Here is a 16,404-nt window from a genome sequence, read left to right on the forward strand (position 1 = left end):
GTTCTGGCATCTTGGCTGCTTCTGTTTCATGATTGGCGCATCATGCGGGGTTGGGTATTTTTCGTTGGTTTTCTGTGCCTTGCATCACCTGCCGTTGCAGCGCGGCAACAGGTGGGGCAGTTTTACGGCTGGGGCGCATTTTCCGAGCGCGCGGCGGGCCGGTGCTTCGCCGCGTCCGAACCGGCGGGGCGGCAGGGCTCCGGCGGCGCGGCTTTCGTCACCTTCTGGCCCGATGCCGGCAATCGCGCCCGGCCGAGCTTCCGCCTGCGTAGCCCGCCGCGCGCCGGATCGGCGATCCTGCTGCTGATCGGCGGACGAAGCTTTCCGCTGAAATCGATTGGAGGCCGCGAGGTCATTCCCGCCGATCCGCGTGTAGAGGGCGCGATCCTTGCCGCGATGCGCAGCGAACCGCGCTTGACGATCGTTACCCGCACCGCGCGCGGCGGGCGTATCCGCGACGATTATGCGCTTACCGGCTTCTCCTCGGCGGTGGATGCCGCAGCACTCGCCTGCGCCCGCCCATAAACCCGCGCCCGCTGGTAAAATCGCCACATTTCCCCTACATGGGCGCCATATGACAGCAGCGATGGCCATTCCGGGGCATATCGACCCCGTTCCCGTTCCGCGCCCTCAAGTCGCGAGCGACGACGCGCGCGTGGACATTCTCGGCCTTTCGCGCGAGGCGATCCGCGATGCCCTTCTCGAAGCCGGGCTCGACGAGCGGCAGGCGAAATTGCGCGCCAAGCAGCTCTGGCACCAGATGTATAATCGCGGCGCCACCGATTTCGACGCGATGAGCGACATTGCCAAGCCGCAGCGCGCCTGGCTCGCCGAACGGTTCAAGGTCGGAAGGCCCAACACTGTCGTCCAGCAGGTATCGACCGACGGAACCCGCAAATGGCTTTTGAAGACCGATGACGGCCATGATTTCGAGATGGTGTTCATCCCGGATGCCGATCGCGGGACGCTCTGCGTGTCGAGCCAGGTCGGCTGCACCTTGAATTGCCGCTTCTGCCACACCGGCACGATGCGCCTCGTCCGCAACCTGACGCCGGGCGAGATCGTCGGCCAGGTGATGCTGGCCCGCGACGCGCTTGGCGAATGGCCGAGCCAGCCGGAAGGCCGCATGCTTTCGAACATCGTGATGATGGGCATGGGCGAGCCGCTCTACAATTTCGACAATGTCCGCGATGCCCTCAAGATCGTCATGGACGGCGACGGCATCGGCCTGTCACGCCGCCGCATCACGCTTTCGACCTCCGGCGTCGTGCCGATGATGGAGAAAGCGGGCGCGGAGATCGGTGTCAACCTTGCCGTCTCGCTCCACGCGGTCACCAAGGAAGTGCGCGACGAGATCGTGCCGCTTAACCGCAAATATGGCATCGAGGAGCTGCTCCAGGCCTGCGCCGATTATCCCGGCGCCAACAATGCCCGCCGCATCACCTTCGAATATGTGATGCTGAAGGACAAGAATGACAGTGACGAGGACGCCCGCGAACTCGTCCGCCTGATCAAGAAGTACAAGCTGCCCGCCAAGGTGAACCTCATCCCGTTCAACCCCTGGCCCGGCGCGCCATACGAATGTTCGTCGGACGAGCGGGTCAATCGCTTCTCCGACATCGTGTTCGAAGGCGGCATCAGCGCGCCGATCCGCCGCCCGCGCGGGCGCGACATCATGGCTGCCTGCGGGCAATTGAAGTCGGCGGCTGAGAAAAAGAGCCGGGCCGAGCTCGACAAGCTGGCGGAAGAGAAACTCGCCGCCCTGGGCTGAAACGCGCGCCGCCGCGCAATCTTTGCGAAATCGGGCTTCCGCTTCGCGGATCACAGGTCTAATCCTGGGTTTGGCGACGCGAAAGCAGGTTCATATGGTCATTTCTGCGCAGGATCGGACTTCGGGTGCCCCCCGATCCATGCGGGAGGCGATCAACCAGTTCGATTGGGCATCAACCTCGCTCGGACCGAAAGGCGAATGGCCCGCCGCTTTACGCTTCGCGGTCGATCTGTGCCTTCGATCGCCCCTGCCGATCTCTATCTATTGGGGCCCAGATTTATGCCTCCTTTATAATGACGCCTGGATGGCGGCCGCGGGGGACCGGCATCCGGGGGCTCTCGGGCGCCCGGCGAAGGAGGTGTGGGCGGATCTTTGGGACAGGTTCGGCCCCCAGTTTGAAACCGTGTGGCGTACCGGCGACGCGGTAAGCGCGGACGCCATGCTGCTGCCGGTCGTCCGCGACGGATGGCGATCGGACTATTATTGGACCTACGCGCTCACGCCCCTGATCGGCGAGGATGGCGTGATCGCCGGAATATTGAGTCAGGGCGCGGATATGACGGGCGCCGTGCTGGCGCAGCGGCGGCTGGCATTTCAGGTGCGGCTGGCGGACGCGCTCAGAAACGGGGCAAGCGCGGATGCTGTCAAGGCGACGGCGGCGCGGTTGCTTGGCGAGCATTTGAGCGCAAGCCGGGTTGGATATAGCGAAGTCGATCTGGAGCAGCAGACCCTGTCGACCAGCACCGATTGGACGCGCGACCCATCGATTCCAAGCCTGGTTGGTGTCAGTCGGATGCTTGGTGCCTTTGGCGAAACATCCCATGAATGGCTGCTCGACGGGCAACCTTTAGCGGTGACCGATCACCGCATCGACCCGCGCACCGCCGATCCGGAGATCCAGGCGACATTCGATGGTATTGGCGTCCGCGCGATGATTGTCGTGCCGCTGATCGGCCAAGGTGTTCTTCGCGCCATTCTATATGTGCACGATGTCAAACCCCGGGAATGGGCGGCTGCGGATATCGAGATTGCGCGCGACACCGCCGAGCGAACCTGGGAAGCGGTTCAGCGGGCACAGTCGGAACAATCCCTTCGCGAGAGCGAGGATCATTACCGCCACGCCGTGGAGCTTAATCCGCAAGTGACATGGACGGCCACGCCGGAAGGTCGAATCAACCGTGTATCATCCCGCTGGGAAGACTGGACCGGCACATCCGGTATCGGCGAATCCTGGTCCGCAGCAGTTCATCCCGACGATCTTGCGCGCACGGCAGCCGCCTGGGAGCAGTCGCTGCGGACGAGTACGCCGCTGGATGCAGAATCGCGGATTAAACGCCAAGACGGCACCTATCGCTGGGTGCGTTCCCGCGCCTATCCGCGCTTCGCCGCCGATGGCAGCGTCTGCCTGTGGTACGGCACGACGGAAGACATTCACGAGCGCCATCAGGCACAGGATCATCAGCGTCTGCTCATCAACGAGCTCAATCACCGGGTGAAAAACACCCTGGCGACGGTTCAGGCGATCGCGTTCCAGACCCTGAAGGGCGATATTTCGCTGGCTGACGCCCGCGCCCGTTTCGAGGCACGGCTGCTGGCCCTCTCCCGCGCGCATAATCTGTTGACCGAAGAAAATTGGGAAGGTGCGCCAATCTGGCGTGTGGTGGCCGATTCCATCGCGCATCTGTCCGCCGAATCCGGGCGTTTCGTGCTGAATGGCGAGCCAATGTGGCTGGCGCCACGCGCCGCCCTCGCTCTTGCCCTTGCTTGCCATGAACTCAGCACCAACGCCGTCAAATATGGCGCGCTGTCGAACGACCGCGGTCATGTCGAGGTGACGTGGCAGAAAAGGGCTGGCCAACTTTGCATCGAATGGAAGGAAAAGGATGGGCCGCCCGTCGCGCCGCCATCCGAGCGCGGCTTCGGATCGCGTCTTATCGAGCGCGGCCTCGCGGGAGACCTCGACGGCAAGGCGCGTCTCGACTTTGAACCCGACGGCCTTCGCTGCATGATCGAAGCGCCGCTCAGCGCGGTGCTGATTCGGGAGGGGCAGGTTGACGGATAGGCGCTACAAGGTGCTGATCGTCGAGGACGAGATGCTGGTCGCGATGAATATCGAGGATATGCTGACCGACATCGGCTACGAAGTGGCGGGGATCGCGAACCGCCTCGATGCCGGGATCGACCTTGCCCGCACCGCCAATTTCGACATCGCCATGCTGGACGTCAATCTCGCAGGCGATCTTTCCTTTCCCATCGCGGACATATTGGAAGAGCGCGGTATCCCCTATCTGTTCGCCACAGGTTATGGGCGGAAGGGCGTGAAGGAAGATTATGGCGCCGCGCCTGTGCTCCAAAAGCCGTTCCGAGCCCGCGACCTTGAGGAAGCGATCCGCATCCTCCCCGTGCAGTGAGTGAGATAGAAGCGGAAGGCGATGAGCGCTGCTTCCTTTGCGGCCGCCCCTTGGGCAAGCGGATAGAATGGCATCATCCCGTCCCCAAAAGCCGCGGCGGGCGCGAGACGCGGCCGATCCATCCGATCTGCCACCGAACCGTTCATGCGACGTTCGATAACAAGGCGCTGGAACGGCGTTATGCCGACCCGGATGCTCTACGCGCCCAACCGGACATTGCCGCCTTCCTCACATGGATCGCGGACAAGAATCCCGATTTCCATGCGCCTACGCGGAAACGGAAGCGTTAGCGTTAGCTAGTATCGGGCGATCAGTCGCCCTGGCCGGGCTCCGGCGAGAAATACTTCTCGAACTTGCCCGCTTCGCCCTTGTGCTCGTCGGCGTCGGCGGGTTGTTCCTTCTTACGGGTGATGTTCGGCCATTCGGCGGAGAATTGGGCGTTGATCTCCAGCCACTTTTCCTGATTGGCTTCGGTATCGGGCACGATAGCTTCGGCCGGACATTCAGGTTCGCACACGCCGCAATCGATACATTCGTTCGGATTGATGACGAGCATGTTATCGCCTTCGTAGAAGCAATCGACCGGACACACTTCCACGCAATCCATATATTTGCAGCGGATGCAATTTTCGGTGACGACGTAGGTCATGGGTCGATTTCTCCTGAACGGCCCTGCTCTAATCGGGCCTGAGTCCCCCAGTCAACGCCCCTGTTCCGGTCTTTTCTCCGATTTCCGTATAGAGAGACCGGGCCTCGGCGGGCGGCCCGCGCCGGACGGGGAGGACTTCGATGCGGATCACTCGCACCGTGCCCCGCTGCGCAAAGGCGAGCACATCGCCCACACGAACAGGGGCGTGGGCGCGGTCGACGACGCGGCCGTCAAGGCGCAGCCGCCCGTCCTCCGCCATCGTCTGGGCAAGGCTGCGCGTCTTGGCGATGCGCGCAAACCATAGGAATTTATCGATCCGCAGGGTTTCAGCCACGGCGCAAGCCGGCGAGCGCCGCAAAGGGATTGGACGGATCGACGGCGCGCTTTTCTTCCCGCTCCCGCACACGTCCGCGCCAGATCCAGCCGGCCTCGCTCGCCGCCGGGCGGAAACCGAGGTCGCGCATCAACCGGGCGATGGTCTGCGGCTGGAGGCCGAGCGAGGTGGCGAGGCTTTCGTTCACCACCATCTCCTGCTTGCCGCTCCGCGCTTCATGAGCGTGAGTGGCGAGCCGTTCGACCATATCGATGCGCACCATTTGGGGCCCGAGCACGCGGAAGCCGAGACGGCTCAAAAGCTGGCGGTCCTTATCCTTGGGCGCGGAGATGACCGCGGCTGCCTCGGGCGGCAAGGCAGGCATGAGCTGCGCGGTCGCGGCGATGCGCAAAGCGGTGCGCCAACGCTTGGCTTCCGGCTTCAACATGTCGGGCATGAAGAGGTCGAGCGCGCCGATCCGGATGCGAAGGCGGTAGAGGGTATGACGCTCGGCCTTGTCGAGCCGGGCGAGCGGCCCCGCAACCGCGTCGCGCGCGATAATCCCGCCTTCGTCAACCAGCAGGGCAAGCACGGCGCGAAGGGCGGGTGACGCGGTCGCTTCCCGCGCGGCAAGTCCGGCCCGGCGAAGCGGCGCCAGATGCCGCTCGACCCCCGCCGCCACCCACGCCTTCAGCCGCTGCGCCACGGCATCCTTGCCGCCCGGGGACAGGCGCTCCAGCCGGCGGTCGAGCAGGATGTTGGGCGACAGGAGGTTCTTGCCCGGCATAAGCCGCGCGACATCGTGACCGCGCCAGAGGATCGCAACCGGATCGCCGGGCGCGGTATGAAGCGTGAAATGCTGGTCGCTGTCGGCCGCGAGCGCGGCGGCACGCTTTTCATATTCACCGCCCAGCCGACGCTCGGCCGTGGCGAGCAGCATCTTGCGATCGCCCGCGCGGGCGGCGGGATCGACCTCGAAATTGAATCCGGTCATCCGCCCGATCGGGTGGCTGCCGACGCTCACCTCGCCCTCCGCGTCGACGACCACCGGAAATTCGCCCACGCCCTTGGCGCCGAGGTCGCGCATCAAGACGGCGGTGCGGCGATCGACGAAGCGCTGGGTCAGCCGTTCGTGGAGCGCGTCGGACAGCCGCTCTTCCAAATCGCGCGCGCGCGCGGCCATTTCCTCCGGGTTGAGCAGCCAATCGGCGCGATGCGCGATATAGGCCCAGGTTCGGATACCCGCGATCCGATCGGCCAGCGTGTCGATATCGCCCTGGACATTGTCGAGCGCGGCGATCTGCGCGGCGTAAAAGGGCTGTGGAATGCGGCCATTGCCTTCGGTCAAATGAAGGTAGAGGCGCTGGACGAGGCGGGCGTGATGATCCGCGCCGGTCTTCCTGAAATCGGGAAGGCCGCAGGCTGCCCATAGCCGCCGCACCCGTTCGGGCGAATTGGCACGGGCGCGAACGTCCGCATCTTCGGCAAGGCGCTTCAGCACGGCAAGATCGACGGCTTCGGGCGCGGGGCGAAGGCCCGGCTCGGACGGACGGCGTTCCAGGTCGCGGATCAAGGCGTCGATACTGCGCATGGACGGGTCGCCGTCGCGCCAGAACAGGAAGTCGAGCGGCGGAAAGCGATGCTCCTCGATCGCCGCAATCTCTTCGGCCGTGAATTCGGGGCTCGCCTCGCCTTCGAAGGTCAAGGTGCCGAACGTGCCGTCGCGCTGGTGGCGCCCGGCCCGGCCGGCAATCTGTGCCATCTCCGCCACCGTCAGGCGCCGCCGCCGCTTGCCGTCATATTTGGAGAGGCCTGCAAAGGCGACATGGGCCACGTCCATATTGAGGCCCATGCCGATCGCGTCGGTTGCGACGAGATAATCGACCTCGCCCGCCTGATACATGGCGACCTGGGCGTTGCGCGTACGGGGGCTGAGCGCACCCATGACGACCGCCGCGCCGCCGCGCATCCGGCGCAGCATTTCGGCGACCGCGTAAACCTGCTCGCCCGAAAAGGCGACGATGGCGGACCGCGGCGGCAGGCGGGAAAGCTTGCACGGACCTGCGAAGCTCAACGTGGAAAAGCGCGGGCGGCTGATGATCTCGGCCTTCGGGATGAGCGATTTCACCATCGGCTTCAGGCTTTCGGAGCCCAGGATCATCGTCTCTTCCCGCCCACGCGCGTGGAGCAGGCGATCAGTAAAGACGTGCCCACGCTCGGGATCGCTGCCGAGCTGCGCTTCATCGAGTGCAACGAAGGCGAAATCCCGCTCCATCGGCATCGATTCGGCGGTGCAGAGGAACCAGCGTGCGTCCTTGGGCAGGATCTTTTCTTCGCCGGTGATGAGGGCGACCTGATTCTCGCCCTTCAATTTCACCACGCGATCATAGACCTCGCGCGCCAGCAGGCGGAGCGGGAAGCCGATCATGCCGCTGGAATGGGCGCACATCCGCTCGATCGCCAGATAGGTCTTGCCGGTATTGGTGGGCCCGAGGACGGCGACGGGATGGGTCATGAGCGATAGATCGGCACTTGAGGGAAGAAAGGCAATGATCTTCGCCGGTTCCGCATAACTCGAACGCTTCGTCGGCCTGCCGCCCCGGCCCGCCGCATCGACGGGCAGCCCGGCTGGGCTTTAATTTGACTTTAACCCTGTTTCTCCACAGTCCTCGCCACCTGGCAGCGAGAGCGGGCCGGGGGTGAAAGCAACGTCCGCAGGGGCATAACCTTTTGTATCAGTTCACTGACTTCGGCCAGATTTCAGGCGGTGGCGCGATATCCTTGCGCAGCCCCGCTCTTGCCCCCCCGCCAATGCGTCCGGGCTTTGCGGCAAGGCTCCGGGATTTGCGGAGCGGGCGTGCAAGCCTCATCGTTGATCTGGGCAGCGATATCGGATCGCGCGACTGGCTGCGCGGCGCGGCTACCTGCCTTGCCCTGTGCCTCTCCGCGCTGGCCCTCTCACCGGGAGGTGAAACCGAAGCTCCTGTGCCCGCGCCGCTCAGCGACGCGCAATGGGAAGAGGCGCGCGCCTTGTCCTATGCGCCGCTTGCCTTTGGCGGCGACACCGGCCGCCGCATGGCCGCGACCAAAGCGGTCGAAGCCCTCACCGAAACGCCCGAGCGTCCGCGGATCGACCTTAACGCGACGCTGGGCCGGGGCGACACGCTGGCCGACGTCCTGCGCCGTTCGGGGGTTTCCCGTGCCGAGGCCGATCAGGTCGCCAGCCTGATCGGCGGCGCTATCGACCTGTCGGATATCAAGGCGGGGATTGGCCTTAACGTCACGCTCGGCCGCCGCGAGGCGCGCAACATGCCGCGCCCGCTCGAATCCCTCGCCTTCCGCGCGCGTTTCGACCTGAAGCTCGCCGTTGCGCGGCAGAACGGGGCGCTGACGCTCGAGCGCACCGTGATTGCGGTCGATAACACGCCGCTTCGCGTTCAGGGCGTGGTCGGCTCCAGTCTCTACAAGTCCGCACGCGCCGCAGGCGTACCGGGAAGCGCGATCCAGTCCTTCCTTCGCGCCGTTGATGCGCATGTGAGCGTCGGCTCGCTCGGCGCCAACGACCGGTTCGACATGGTGATCGAACATCGTCGCGCCGAAACCGGCGAAACCGAAACCGGCCAGCTTCTCTATGCAGGTCTCGATAGGGCCAAGGGCAAGGATCTCCAGCTCCTGCAATGGACGCAGGGCGGCAAGGCGCAATGGTTCGAAGCGTCGGGCGTCGGCCAGACGAGCGGGCTTCTCCAGCGACCGGTGCCGGGTGCCGTATCCTCCAATTTCGGCGCGCGGCGTCACCCGATCCTTGGCTATACCCGGATGCACAAGGGCCTCGATTTCCGCGCAGGGCATGGCACGCCGATCCTCGCCGCCGCTGACGGCCGCGTCACCCGCGCCGGATGGGCGGGCGGCTATGGCCGTCAGGTGCGCCTCAATCATGATGGCGGCCTTGGCACATCCTATTCGCATATGAGCCGGATTTCGGTGAAGCCGGGTCAGAGCGTGCGCCGCGGCCAGGTGATCGGCTATGTCGGCTCGACCGGCCTCTCGACTGGCCCGCATCTTCATTATGAAATGTACCGGGGCGGCGTTGCGGTGAACCCGGCGTCGGTCAAGTTCACCACGCGGGCGCAATTGAGGGGGGGCGAGCTTGCCAATTTCCGCGCGAGGCTGCGGAGCCTGCTGGCCACGCCGGTCGGTGGGGCTCAGATCGCACAGAAAACGCCCTAACAACACCGCTAGGGCTGGTGATGGAAACGCGCTGTCCCCCGGACAGCGCTCTGGCGTTCCATCACTGTCGAAGCCCGTGTGAATCGTGCTCTGCCCACGCCCTTCGACAGGCTCAGGGCTAGCGGCTGTTCTTTACGAAAATCAGCGCCCCTGATTGCGCCAGCGCTTGACCACGCGGCCGACGATCGCGTCTTCGTCCCCGGTCTGCCGCCACAATTCGGAGAAGAGCGGATCGGCCGATGCCGGGCGGCGATAGGGTTCAAGGTCGTCGAACGCGACGCGGATCGGGATCGCCACGCCTTCTCCGCAGACGATGCATTCCCGGTTGCGGAGCGCCGGTATGGCGTCGAGGAAGCCGCGCGCGCCTTCCGGCATGGCGGACTTCACATAAGCTTGGTCGCGGTCGTTGTTGAGGCGCATCGAGATGATCGTGCCGCATTGCGAGAGTACGCCTTCGGCAAGGTCCGAAGGGCGCTGGGTGATTAGGCCCAGCGAGACGCCATATTTACGGCCTTCCTTTGCGATCCGTTCCAGAATCTTGCGGACGGCCTGTCCACCCGAAGTCTTGTCGGCCGGAATGTAACGGTGCGCTTCTTCGCAAACGAGGAGGACGGGGCGCTGCGGCTCGTTGCGCGACCAGATGGCGTAATCGAAGACGAGGCGCGCGAGTACCGCGACCACCACGGAGGTGATGTCGGACGGCACGCCGGACACGTCGACGATCGAGATCGGCTTGCCGTTTGACGGCAGGCGGAAAATCTTGCCGATGAAATTCGCCATACTGTCCGCGACCAGCATGCCGGAGAACATGAAACTATAGCGCGGATCCTGCTTCAGTTCATCGATCTTTGTCTTGAGCCGCATGAACGGAGCGGTGTCCGTCGCCTTGTTCAAAAGGCCCATTTCATTACTGATCGCGGTCGTCAGATCCGACAGCAAATAGGGAACCGGCGAATCGACGGTGAGCTTGGCAATCCCCTCAGCGGCGCGATTCTTCGAGCGGGCGGCGAGCAGACATTTGGCGAGGATATCGCGATCCTGCTGCAAGTCGGCGCCGGACGAGGTGATGAACACCTCGCAATGCTCTTCGAAGTTCATCAGCCAATAAGGCATGGCGAGATTGTCGACGTTGAAGATTTCGCCGTTCGACTTGAACGCAGCGGAATATTCGCCGTGCGGATCGATCATCACAACATGGCCGTCCGGCGCCTCGTCGCAAATGCGGTGCAGGATGAGCGAGGCCGAGGTCGACTTGCCGGTACCCGTCGATCCCAACAGCGCGAAATGCTTGCCGAGCAGGGCATCGATATAGAGCGCGCCGCGCACGTCCCTGGTCGGATAGACCGTGCCGATCTCGATATGGGCGCGATCATCGGCCGCGAACATCTGCTTAAGGTCCGATCCGGTGACCGGATATAATTTGTCGCCCGGGATGGGGTATGAGGTGATGCCACGGCGAAAATTGACGAGGCGGCCGGTCTGCTCGTCCTCGTCGCCCTCGCCAAGAAAGTCGATGCCCGCCGTGATGAAGCCGCCATCTTCCATGCGCAGATCGCGAACGTTGGCGAGCAGCCATTTGCCGCCCGACTGCAACTTGATTTGACTCCCGACCTGGCCCGAAAGCGCGACGCTCGGGTCGCTATCTTTTTGCAAGTCCTTGAGGCCCGCCGCGCCCATACGAATGCGCGCGCCGCCGCCGCTGATTTCGACGATCTCGCCTATGGCCGGATGGCGCTGCACCGCCGGAGCCGCGCTGCGGATCGGGCTCATAACTGGGCCAAGGCCGCTTTCCTGCGGCTGAAGCGGCGTGCTGGACAGATCGTTCATTCATTCCCCCGGGACGATGTTGCGGCCATGGTTAATGGCCAAGCGTAAATAAGCGGTTGCTAGCTTCTGCGGAAAGCCGCGCTTCCAGCCCAGCCCAGGCCAAGCGACAGGAGCACGGACAGGATGCCGTAGGCGAAGGACCAATCATCGGCAAAATCGGCCACGGCCTTTTCGAAACCCAGTTTCTCAATCCTGATTTCGCGCGCCGCGCCCGCAATAACGCGGCCCTCGCGGATCAGAAAGGTTTCGGCGGTGTAGGTGCCGACCGGCACGCGCGCCGGGATCGAAATGCGGGCCCGGTAGAGGACATTTTCGCTAATCTCCACGCCACGCGGATTCTCATAGAAAAGCTGGCCGCGCTGGCGCAGATCGACCAGTCCTTCCTCAAACCGGCGGCGCTGTTCCGACGTCGCTCCGGACGCCGGGGACAATTGGAGATTCTGAAGGCCAAGCTCATAAATGGCGGAGGTTCGCTCATCGACCAGATTGGCAAGCGGACGGGACGAGGACACGGCATAAAAAGCCGGAGCGGAACGGAAACGCTCACTCTCCACATTCATCCAGATGCCCGCAACCTTCTGCTTTTCACGCACAACGATGCGCTGCGCCGGGCCGCGCACCACCACTGCAATATCCGTTGCCCCTTCGGGCACGCGTCCATCCGGATAGACGATGGCGCCGAAGAGAAGGAGTTCGGCGCCGGTGAAGGAATAGCGGATCTCCACCTGCCGCTGCGACACGTCCGGCACCAGCTTGGGCTTGGCCTGGCCCATGAGTAGGGGCGCCATGGCAAGGATCAAAAGGGCGCCGATCCGCCTCACAGCAATTGCACCGTGTAGATTTCCGACGGCCGCCATCCAAGGCCTAGCGCCATGCGGAGAGCAACCCCAAGGCAGATGATCGCCAGGAAGAGACGAAGAAGTTCGGGCTTCGCCTTTTGCGCCAGGCGTACACCGAATTGGGCGCCAACGACGCTGCCGATCAGGAGCAGGGTGGCAAGGACGATATCCACCGACTTGGTCGTCGTGGCGTGGATGAGCGTCGTCGCGCCGGTCACGAACAGAATTTGAAGGAGCGATGTGCCGACCACGACATTGGCCGACATGCCGAGCAAATAGATCATCGCGGGCACGACGATGAAACCGCCGCCGACGCCCAGAAGGACGGTCAATATCCCCGATACGAAACCAAGGGCCAGCGGGGCGAGCGGCGAAATATAGAGGCCGGAGCGATAGAAACGCCACCGCATGGGTAAGCTCGCGATCAGCGGATTATGGCGCGGCTTCTTTTTTGATTGAGCATCCTTGCGCTTGATGAAGCCAAGCGCCGTGCTCGCCTCCCGCGCCATCAGGAAACCGATGCTGCCCAGAAGGAGAACATAGAGGATAGCAATGGCGGTATCGATCTGGCCACTGCCCTGAAGAAAGCGGAACAGGAAGCCGCCCAATGTCGCGCCGAGCACGCCGCCCGCGATAATCACGGCGCCCATCCGGTAATCGACGCCCTTGCGCCGCCGGTGCGCGAGAACCCCCGACACGCTGGTGCCGGTGATCTGCGTCGTCGAAGAAGCGACGGCCACCGCAGGCGGGATGCCGTAGAAGATGAGGATCGGCGTGGTCAGGAATCCTCCGCCCACGCCGATCAGGCCGGTGAGGAAGCCGACGGCGCCGCCAAGGCCGATGATCATCAGCGCATTTACGGAAAGGCCGGCAATGGGCAGGTAGATGTCCATATCGCGCTTGACGCTAGACGCGAAACGTGGCGCGAAAAAGCCCCGCGCTAAAATCCTGCTGAAAGGGTGAGGGCGGGCCCTGAGGCTGGAGCGGCATTGCCCGCAACGCGCTGCCGCCAATCCAGCGAGACGGCGAGCGGCGTGTCCGCCCGCGGACGGACCGAAATGTGCGGGCCGATATCCACTCGCGACACGCCCGGCTGCGCGGCGGCCCAGATCCCGGCGCCAAGCCGGAATGTGTCGCCACGTCCGCCGAGGGACCAGCTGGCAATGGCGACGCCGTCCGCAAAGGCGTCACGGGACCGGGCGCCGACGATGCCGGTCTGGCCGTAAAGGTCGATGCGGCCACCTTGGGGTGCCGGATAGCTGGCACCGGCATAGGCAAAGGCTGAGAATGCCGAGCGGCCCCCAGCTCCGAACGCCTCGCGCCGCTCGACGACGAAATGGATCGGCATATCGCGGCGGGGGCGCCAATCGAGGCCAATTCCGGCATCCCCGGCCTCTACGTCCGACAGGGGGGCGTAGGCACGCAAGCTCGCATGGAGACCGTCACGAAGTCGGTAGCGTATCCTGCCGCCGATTTGACGACCGCCAAGGCTCGGCACTGAAAACGAGCCGCTCTCTCCCTGCCGCAGCAGTATCCAGAACTCTCCTGACCAGGGGGACGGGCTATTCGGAGCTGATGCAAGGATTTGGCGAGGGCGGTGAGGCTCTGCTTTTTCTTCCGGCGTTGCGGGAAGCAAGGAGGCTGCCCACGCCTCTATCGGCGGCGGCCGCAATATGGCCGGTGCGTTCGTCGTCCGCGGTTTGCTTATCGGGATAGGTGTAACAGAGGTGGGGCGAAATGTTCCCCGGATGGGCGCGGGGGTAGCCGGACCGATGCGATCAGTTCCCGCATATTCAAAATTTGGAGATACAGCTGCCGTTTGCGCGGTTCCTGCTGCCACGGGCTCGCCTTTGGTAAGCATCAGGGCCGTGCCGCGCGCGAACGTCCAGCCGCCCGCCAGAAGCATCAGAAATCTATATTGGGCCGGTGCGCGCATCAGTCGGCCAGATGGGCGGGGAACCGGTGCACCGTCTTGTCCCAGCGCGTGACGCCAGTTCGCCGCATGCTTGCGTAAAGCCGTGCGGCCTGCGCGGCCGCGGCAACCAGAATGAGCGTGCTGACGATCAGGCGAGGCACGGACAGCAAGCCCTGCCGCCAGCCATAGAGCAAAGTCGTGAACGCGAAGCGCACGAGCAGCCGCCAACCGAATAACGTAATATTCGCGGCGGCCATGAACGAGAAGGCCGAAGAGCTGAAAAGACGTGTCGCATCTTCTGCGCCCAAGCCGAGCAGCGGCCAAGCTGCTATCGCGCCATAGCCGATCATTGTGACCAGCGCGACGAATAGCGGCTGGCGGTCGCGCAGGCGCATCCAATGTTCGGCAAGACCGTCGCGCCACCCAAGCCGATCCCATCCGGCCAGCGCGATTCCCGCGATCCATCGCGCCTTCTGCCGGACGGCGGCGCGGAAATCGGACGGGAAATACTCGCCGGTTGCGATCAACCGGCCGTGTTCGTCACGGGCGCGAAGGAACAATGCGCGGCCTTTCCGTCCGATGGTGAGGCCGAGCTCATAATCTTCAGTGAGACTATCGGGATTGAAGGGGCCGTCGCCGCGCCTTGCCGCCAATTCTTCGAGCGGTTTCCTTGCAAAGGCGCATCCGACACCGGCGGATGGAAGCGCTGCGCCGATATGCTGGCGCACGATCATGTCCTTGGCATGGGCTTCGGCGAATTCGTCGCCATAATGGGCGGCGACCCAGAGACTGCCGGACAGGATCGGAACGACCGGGAGCTGGACCATGTCGTAATCGCCGATGAACCGCCCGAACTGACGAAAAGCCTGGGGATGAATGACGTCTTCGGCATCCTGCAAGATCACGGCGTCGAAAGAGCGCCCCTCCTGCCTTTCATCCTCCACCATCGCGCGCCAGATCGTATTGAGACAGTCGGCCTTCGTCGTTCCGCCCGGCCGCGGCCCGATCACCAGTCTGATGCGCGGATCGGGAACGGATTTTACCGCCTCAATGGTGCCCGGATCATTGGGGTAACAGCCCACATAGAGACGGAAATTCGGATAATCGGCCGCCTTCAACGTCGCCCGCAGCATGTCGCGGATGATGTTGCCTTCCTGCCACGCCGGTATGAAAACGGCGAGAGGGGGCGAAGATGCGGCGGAGTGATCGGGTGTTTCGGCATCCGTCGTCGTTGCGGGCTGGCGCCACGCACTGACTTTGACTTTGATCCAGATAACATCAATGGCAAGTTCATTGACGCCCAGTACCAAATAGCCGGCAGCGGCAAACATTGCCGCTTCACGAATAACTATAAACGGCACCAAGTCCCAATAATCCATGCCGCCCCCCCTCTTCGATTCGGCCGTTAGGGATCTTTTACGATCTTCGGTTATTAATGGGCCCGTGTCGGCATGGACGAAATGGCCTCGATATTGAAGCCGTAATGATCCGTTAGTTGCGCGGGCACAAAAAGGCTTATATGGCGTTCCCTCTCCCGCGCATTGACGCTGGAGAACGCAAGGAGGAATTTAAATGTTGAAGCAAGTGCTCGCGGCGGCTTCCGCCCTCGCCCTTTCCGCGACGCCCGTGATGGCTGCTGCCAATCCGGCTTCGGCTCTCTCGATTCGCTCGGGTGCCGAACTCCAGGACGAAAACGGCCTGGGTGGTAGCTGGATCGCCGCTCTCGTCGGCATCGGCGTTGCCGCTCTCGTTGTTATCGCGGTCACCGACGATGACGACAACGAAGACCTGCCCGTTTCGGCCTAAGGTCTGACGCTATACGCCGCCGCGATTCCTGAATGGGATCGCAGCGGTCTGCGTTTTAAGCGCCTCCTTCGACGAAGGGGGCGTTTTTCGTTTCAGCGAATGGGCAACCGGTCGCGATCTACCCACATCAACTCGTTGAGTGATAAGGTGCGCCCATCCTGCGCGCGCACCGCCATCGGCGCGATCGGCCGCTGGCTGTCCCTGTCGACCAGAACCGGATTGCTCGGCACGCCGGAAACCCAGCGCTCGCCCCATTGCCGAAGCGCAATCAGCACGGGCAGTAACTCACGCCCCTTATCGGTCAGCGTATAGGTCACCTTGCGCCGGTCCGCTGGATCAGGCTCGCGTTGTAATATTTCGTTTTCGACCAGCCTGGTGAGCCGGTTCGACAGAATATTTCGCGCGATGCCGAGCGTCCCTTGGAACTCTTCGAAATGGCTGAGGCCGTTAAAGGCCGCGCGCAGGATCAGGAACGACCACCGCTCGCCAACAGCGCTCAACGCTGCGGGAAGGGCGCACTCGGTCAATATCTTCTTTTGATATTCTCGCTCAATCACGGCCATCCCATCCATTTTTCTTTGTGACAAGAATGGCATGAAGCACGGGCCATTTCCAATTGCATAATAGAACGCGTCAGTTTATCAGT

The 16,404-nt window shown here is 63.5% G+C and carries 16 protein-coding genes; 7 read left to right on the top strand and 9 right to left on the bottom strand.

All coding sequences use genetic code 11. The features are described from left to right. The first annotated feature begins 42 nt into the window (after positions 1-42). The 5 genes from C7I56_RS10565 (at position 43) to C7I56_RS10585 (ending at position 4,472) form a co-directional block, all read left to right on the top strand. Positions 43-525 carry a hypothetical protein gene (locus C7I56_RS10565; RefSeq protein WP_158703098.1) on the top strand — a complete coding sequence of 161 codons (483 nt, stop codon included), beginning with the start codon at positions 43-45 and terminating at the stop codon, positions 523-525. A gap of 61 nt (positions 526-586) precedes the next feature. Beyond that, a complete protein-coding gene (rlmN, locus tag C7I56_RS10570) occupies positions 587-1,771 on the top strand; it encodes a dual-specificity RNA methyltransferase RlmN (protein WP_106640558.1) in 1,185 nt (394 codons plus the stop codon). A gap of 94 nt (positions 1,772-1,865) precedes the next feature. Next, a complete protein-coding gene (locus C7I56_RS10575; protein WP_106640559.1) occupies positions 1,866-3,833 on the top strand; it encodes a sensor histidine kinase in 1,968 nt (655 codons plus the stop codon). Continuing rightward, entirely contained in the window at positions 3,823-4,182 is a 360-nt protein-coding gene (locus C7I56_RS10580) for a response regulator (protein ID WP_106640560.1), read from the top strand. Before C7I56_RS10575 ends, C7I56_RS10580 begins: the two co-directional genes overlap by 11 nt. Positions 4,183-4,187: 5 nt before the next feature. Continuing rightward, positions 4,188-4,472, top strand: coding sequence for an HNH endonuclease (locus C7I56_RS10585; RefSeq protein ID WP_199792390.1), 285 nt, complete (start codon positions 4,188-4,190; stop codon positions 4,470-4,472). A 20-nt stretch (positions 4,473-4,492) separates the two neighbouring features. Here C7I56_RS10585 and fdxA read toward each other — a convergent pair whose 3' ends face one another. Genes fdxA through C7I56_RS10600 form a run of 3 tightly spaced genes read right to left on the bottom strand, consistent with a single transcriptional unit; the run spans position 4,493 to position 7,659 of the window. Then, positions 4,493-4,831, bottom strand: a complete 339-nt coding sequence (gene fdxA / locus C7I56_RS10590; RefSeq protein ID WP_106640562.1) for a ferredoxin FdxA — start codon at positions 4,829-4,831, stop codon at positions 4,493-4,495. A gap of 28 nt (positions 4,832-4,859) precedes the next feature. Then, the gene (locus C7I56_RS10595) at positions 4,860-5,165 is read right to left on the bottom strand and encodes an RNA-binding S4 domain-containing protein (RefSeq protein WP_245409680.1); all 306 of its coding nucleotides are present in this window, start codon (positions 5,163-5,165) and stop codon (positions 4,860-4,862) included. Next, a complete protein-coding gene (locus C7I56_RS10600) occupies positions 5,158-7,659 on the bottom strand; it encodes a helicase-related protein (protein ID WP_106640563.1) in 2,502 nt (833 codons plus the stop codon). Before C7I56_RS10600 ends, C7I56_RS10595 begins: the two co-directional genes overlap by 8 nt. Positions 7,660-7,988: 329 nt before the next feature. Between C7I56_RS10600 and C7I56_RS10605 the strand changes: the two genes are divergently transcribed. Beyond that, positions 7,989-9,371 carry a M23 family metallopeptidase gene (locus C7I56_RS10605; RefSeq protein WP_245409681.1) on the top strand — a complete coding sequence of 461 codons (1,383 nt, stop codon included), beginning with the start codon at positions 7,989-7,991 and terminating at the stop codon, positions 9,369-9,371. 141 nt (positions 9,372-9,512) lie between these two features. Here C7I56_RS10605 and C7I56_RS10610 read toward each other — a convergent pair whose 3' ends face one another. The 5 genes from C7I56_RS10610 to C7I56_RS10630 form a co-directional block, all read right to left on the bottom strand. Next, entirely contained in the window at positions 9,513-11,198 is a 1,686-nt protein-coding gene (locus tag C7I56_RS10610; protein WP_425352390.1) for an ATP-binding protein, read from the bottom strand. 59 nt (positions 11,199-11,257) lie between these two features. Further along, positions 11,258-11,986 (bottom strand): TIGR02186 family protein, encoded by a 729-nt coding sequence (locus C7I56_RS10615; protein WP_245409682.1) that lies wholly within the window; start codon positions 11,984-11,986, stop codon positions 11,258-11,260. 29 nt (positions 11,987-12,015) lie between these two features. Next, entirely contained in the window at positions 12,016-12,930 is a 915-nt protein-coding gene (locus tag C7I56_RS10620) for a sulfite exporter TauE/SafE family protein (protein ID WP_106640566.1), read from the bottom strand. 47 nt (positions 12,931-12,977) lie between these two features. Continuing rightward, complete coding sequence (locus C7I56_RS10625) at positions 12,978-13,463, bottom strand: hypothetical protein (protein WP_158703099.1); 486 nt, start codon at positions 13,461-13,463, stop codon at positions 12,978-12,980. A gap of 509 nt (positions 13,464-13,972) precedes the next feature. Next, complete coding sequence (locus C7I56_RS10630) at positions 13,973-15,331, bottom strand: glycosyl transferase family protein (RefSeq protein ID WP_106640568.1); 1,359 nt, start codon at positions 15,329-15,331, stop codon at positions 13,973-13,975. Between the two features lie 193 nt (positions 15,332-15,524). On the opposite strand from C7I56_RS10630, the gene C7I56_RS10635 reads away from it, so the two are divergent. Next, positions 15,525-15,758: a hypothetical protein gene (locus C7I56_RS10635; protein WP_106640569.1), complete on the top strand. Its 234-nt coding sequence runs from the start codon at positions 15,525-15,527 to the stop codon at positions 15,756-15,758. Between the two features lie 92 nt (positions 15,759-15,850). Here C7I56_RS10635 and C7I56_RS10640 read toward each other — a convergent pair whose 3' ends face one another. Next, complete coding sequence (locus C7I56_RS10640; RefSeq protein ID WP_106640716.1) at positions 15,851-16,321, bottom strand: winged helix-turn-helix transcriptional regulator; 471 nt, start codon at positions 16,319-16,321, stop codon at positions 15,851-15,853. Positions 16,322-16,404 lie beyond the last annotated feature (83 nt).

It is taken from the genome of Allosphingosinicella vermicomposti (genome assembly GCF_003012815.1).
In the GTDB taxonomy this organism is placed as follows: domain Bacteria; phylum Pseudomonadota; class Alphaproteobacteria; order Sphingomonadales; family Sphingomonadaceae; genus Allosphingosinicella; species Allosphingosinicella vermicomposti.

Excerpts from the sequence above, each read along its gene's own strand:
- C7I56_RS10565 (WP_158703098.1), top strand. The coding sequence starts at position 43 with ATGCGGGGTTGGGTATTTTTCGTTGGTTTTCTGTGCCTTGCATCACCT.
- rlmN (WP_106640558.1), top strand. The coding sequence starts at position 587 with ATGGCCATTCCGGGGCATATCGACCCCGTTCCCGTTCCGCGCCCTCAA.
- C7I56_RS10575 (WP_106640559.1), top strand. The coding sequence starts at position 1,866 with ATGGTCATTTCTGCGCAGGATCGGACTTCGGGTGCCCCCCGATCCATG.
- fdxA (WP_106640562.1), bottom strand. The coding sequence starts at position 4,831 with ATGACCTACGTCGTCACCGAAAATTGCATCCGCTGCAAATATATGGAT.
- C7I56_RS10600 (WP_106640563.1), bottom strand. The coding sequence starts at position 7,659 with ATGACCCATCCCGTCGCCGTCCTCGGGCCCACCAATACCGGCAAGACC.
- C7I56_RS10610 (WP_425352390.1), bottom strand. The coding sequence starts at position 11,198 with ATGAACGATCTGTCCAGCACGCCGCTTCAGCCGCAGGAAAGCGGCCTT.
- C7I56_RS10615 (WP_245409682.1), bottom strand. The coding sequence starts at position 11,986 with ATGGCGCCCCTACTCATGGGCCAGGCCAAGCCCAAGCTGGTGCCGGAC.
- C7I56_RS10620 (WP_106640566.1), bottom strand. The coding sequence starts at position 12,930 with ATGGACATCTACCTGCCCATTGCCGGCCTTTCCGTAAATGCGCTGATG.
- C7I56_RS10630 (WP_106640568.1), bottom strand. The coding sequence starts at position 15,331 with ATGGATTATTGGGACTTGGTGCCGTTTATAGTTATTCGTGAAGCGGCA.
- C7I56_RS10635 (WP_106640569.1), top strand. The coding sequence starts at position 15,525 with ATGTTGAAGCAAGTGCTCGCGGCGGCTTCCGCCCTCGCCCTTTCCGCG.
- C7I56_RS10640 (WP_106640716.1), bottom strand. The coding sequence starts at position 16,321 with ATGGCCGTGATTGAGCGAGAATATCAAAAGAAGATATTGACCGAGTGC.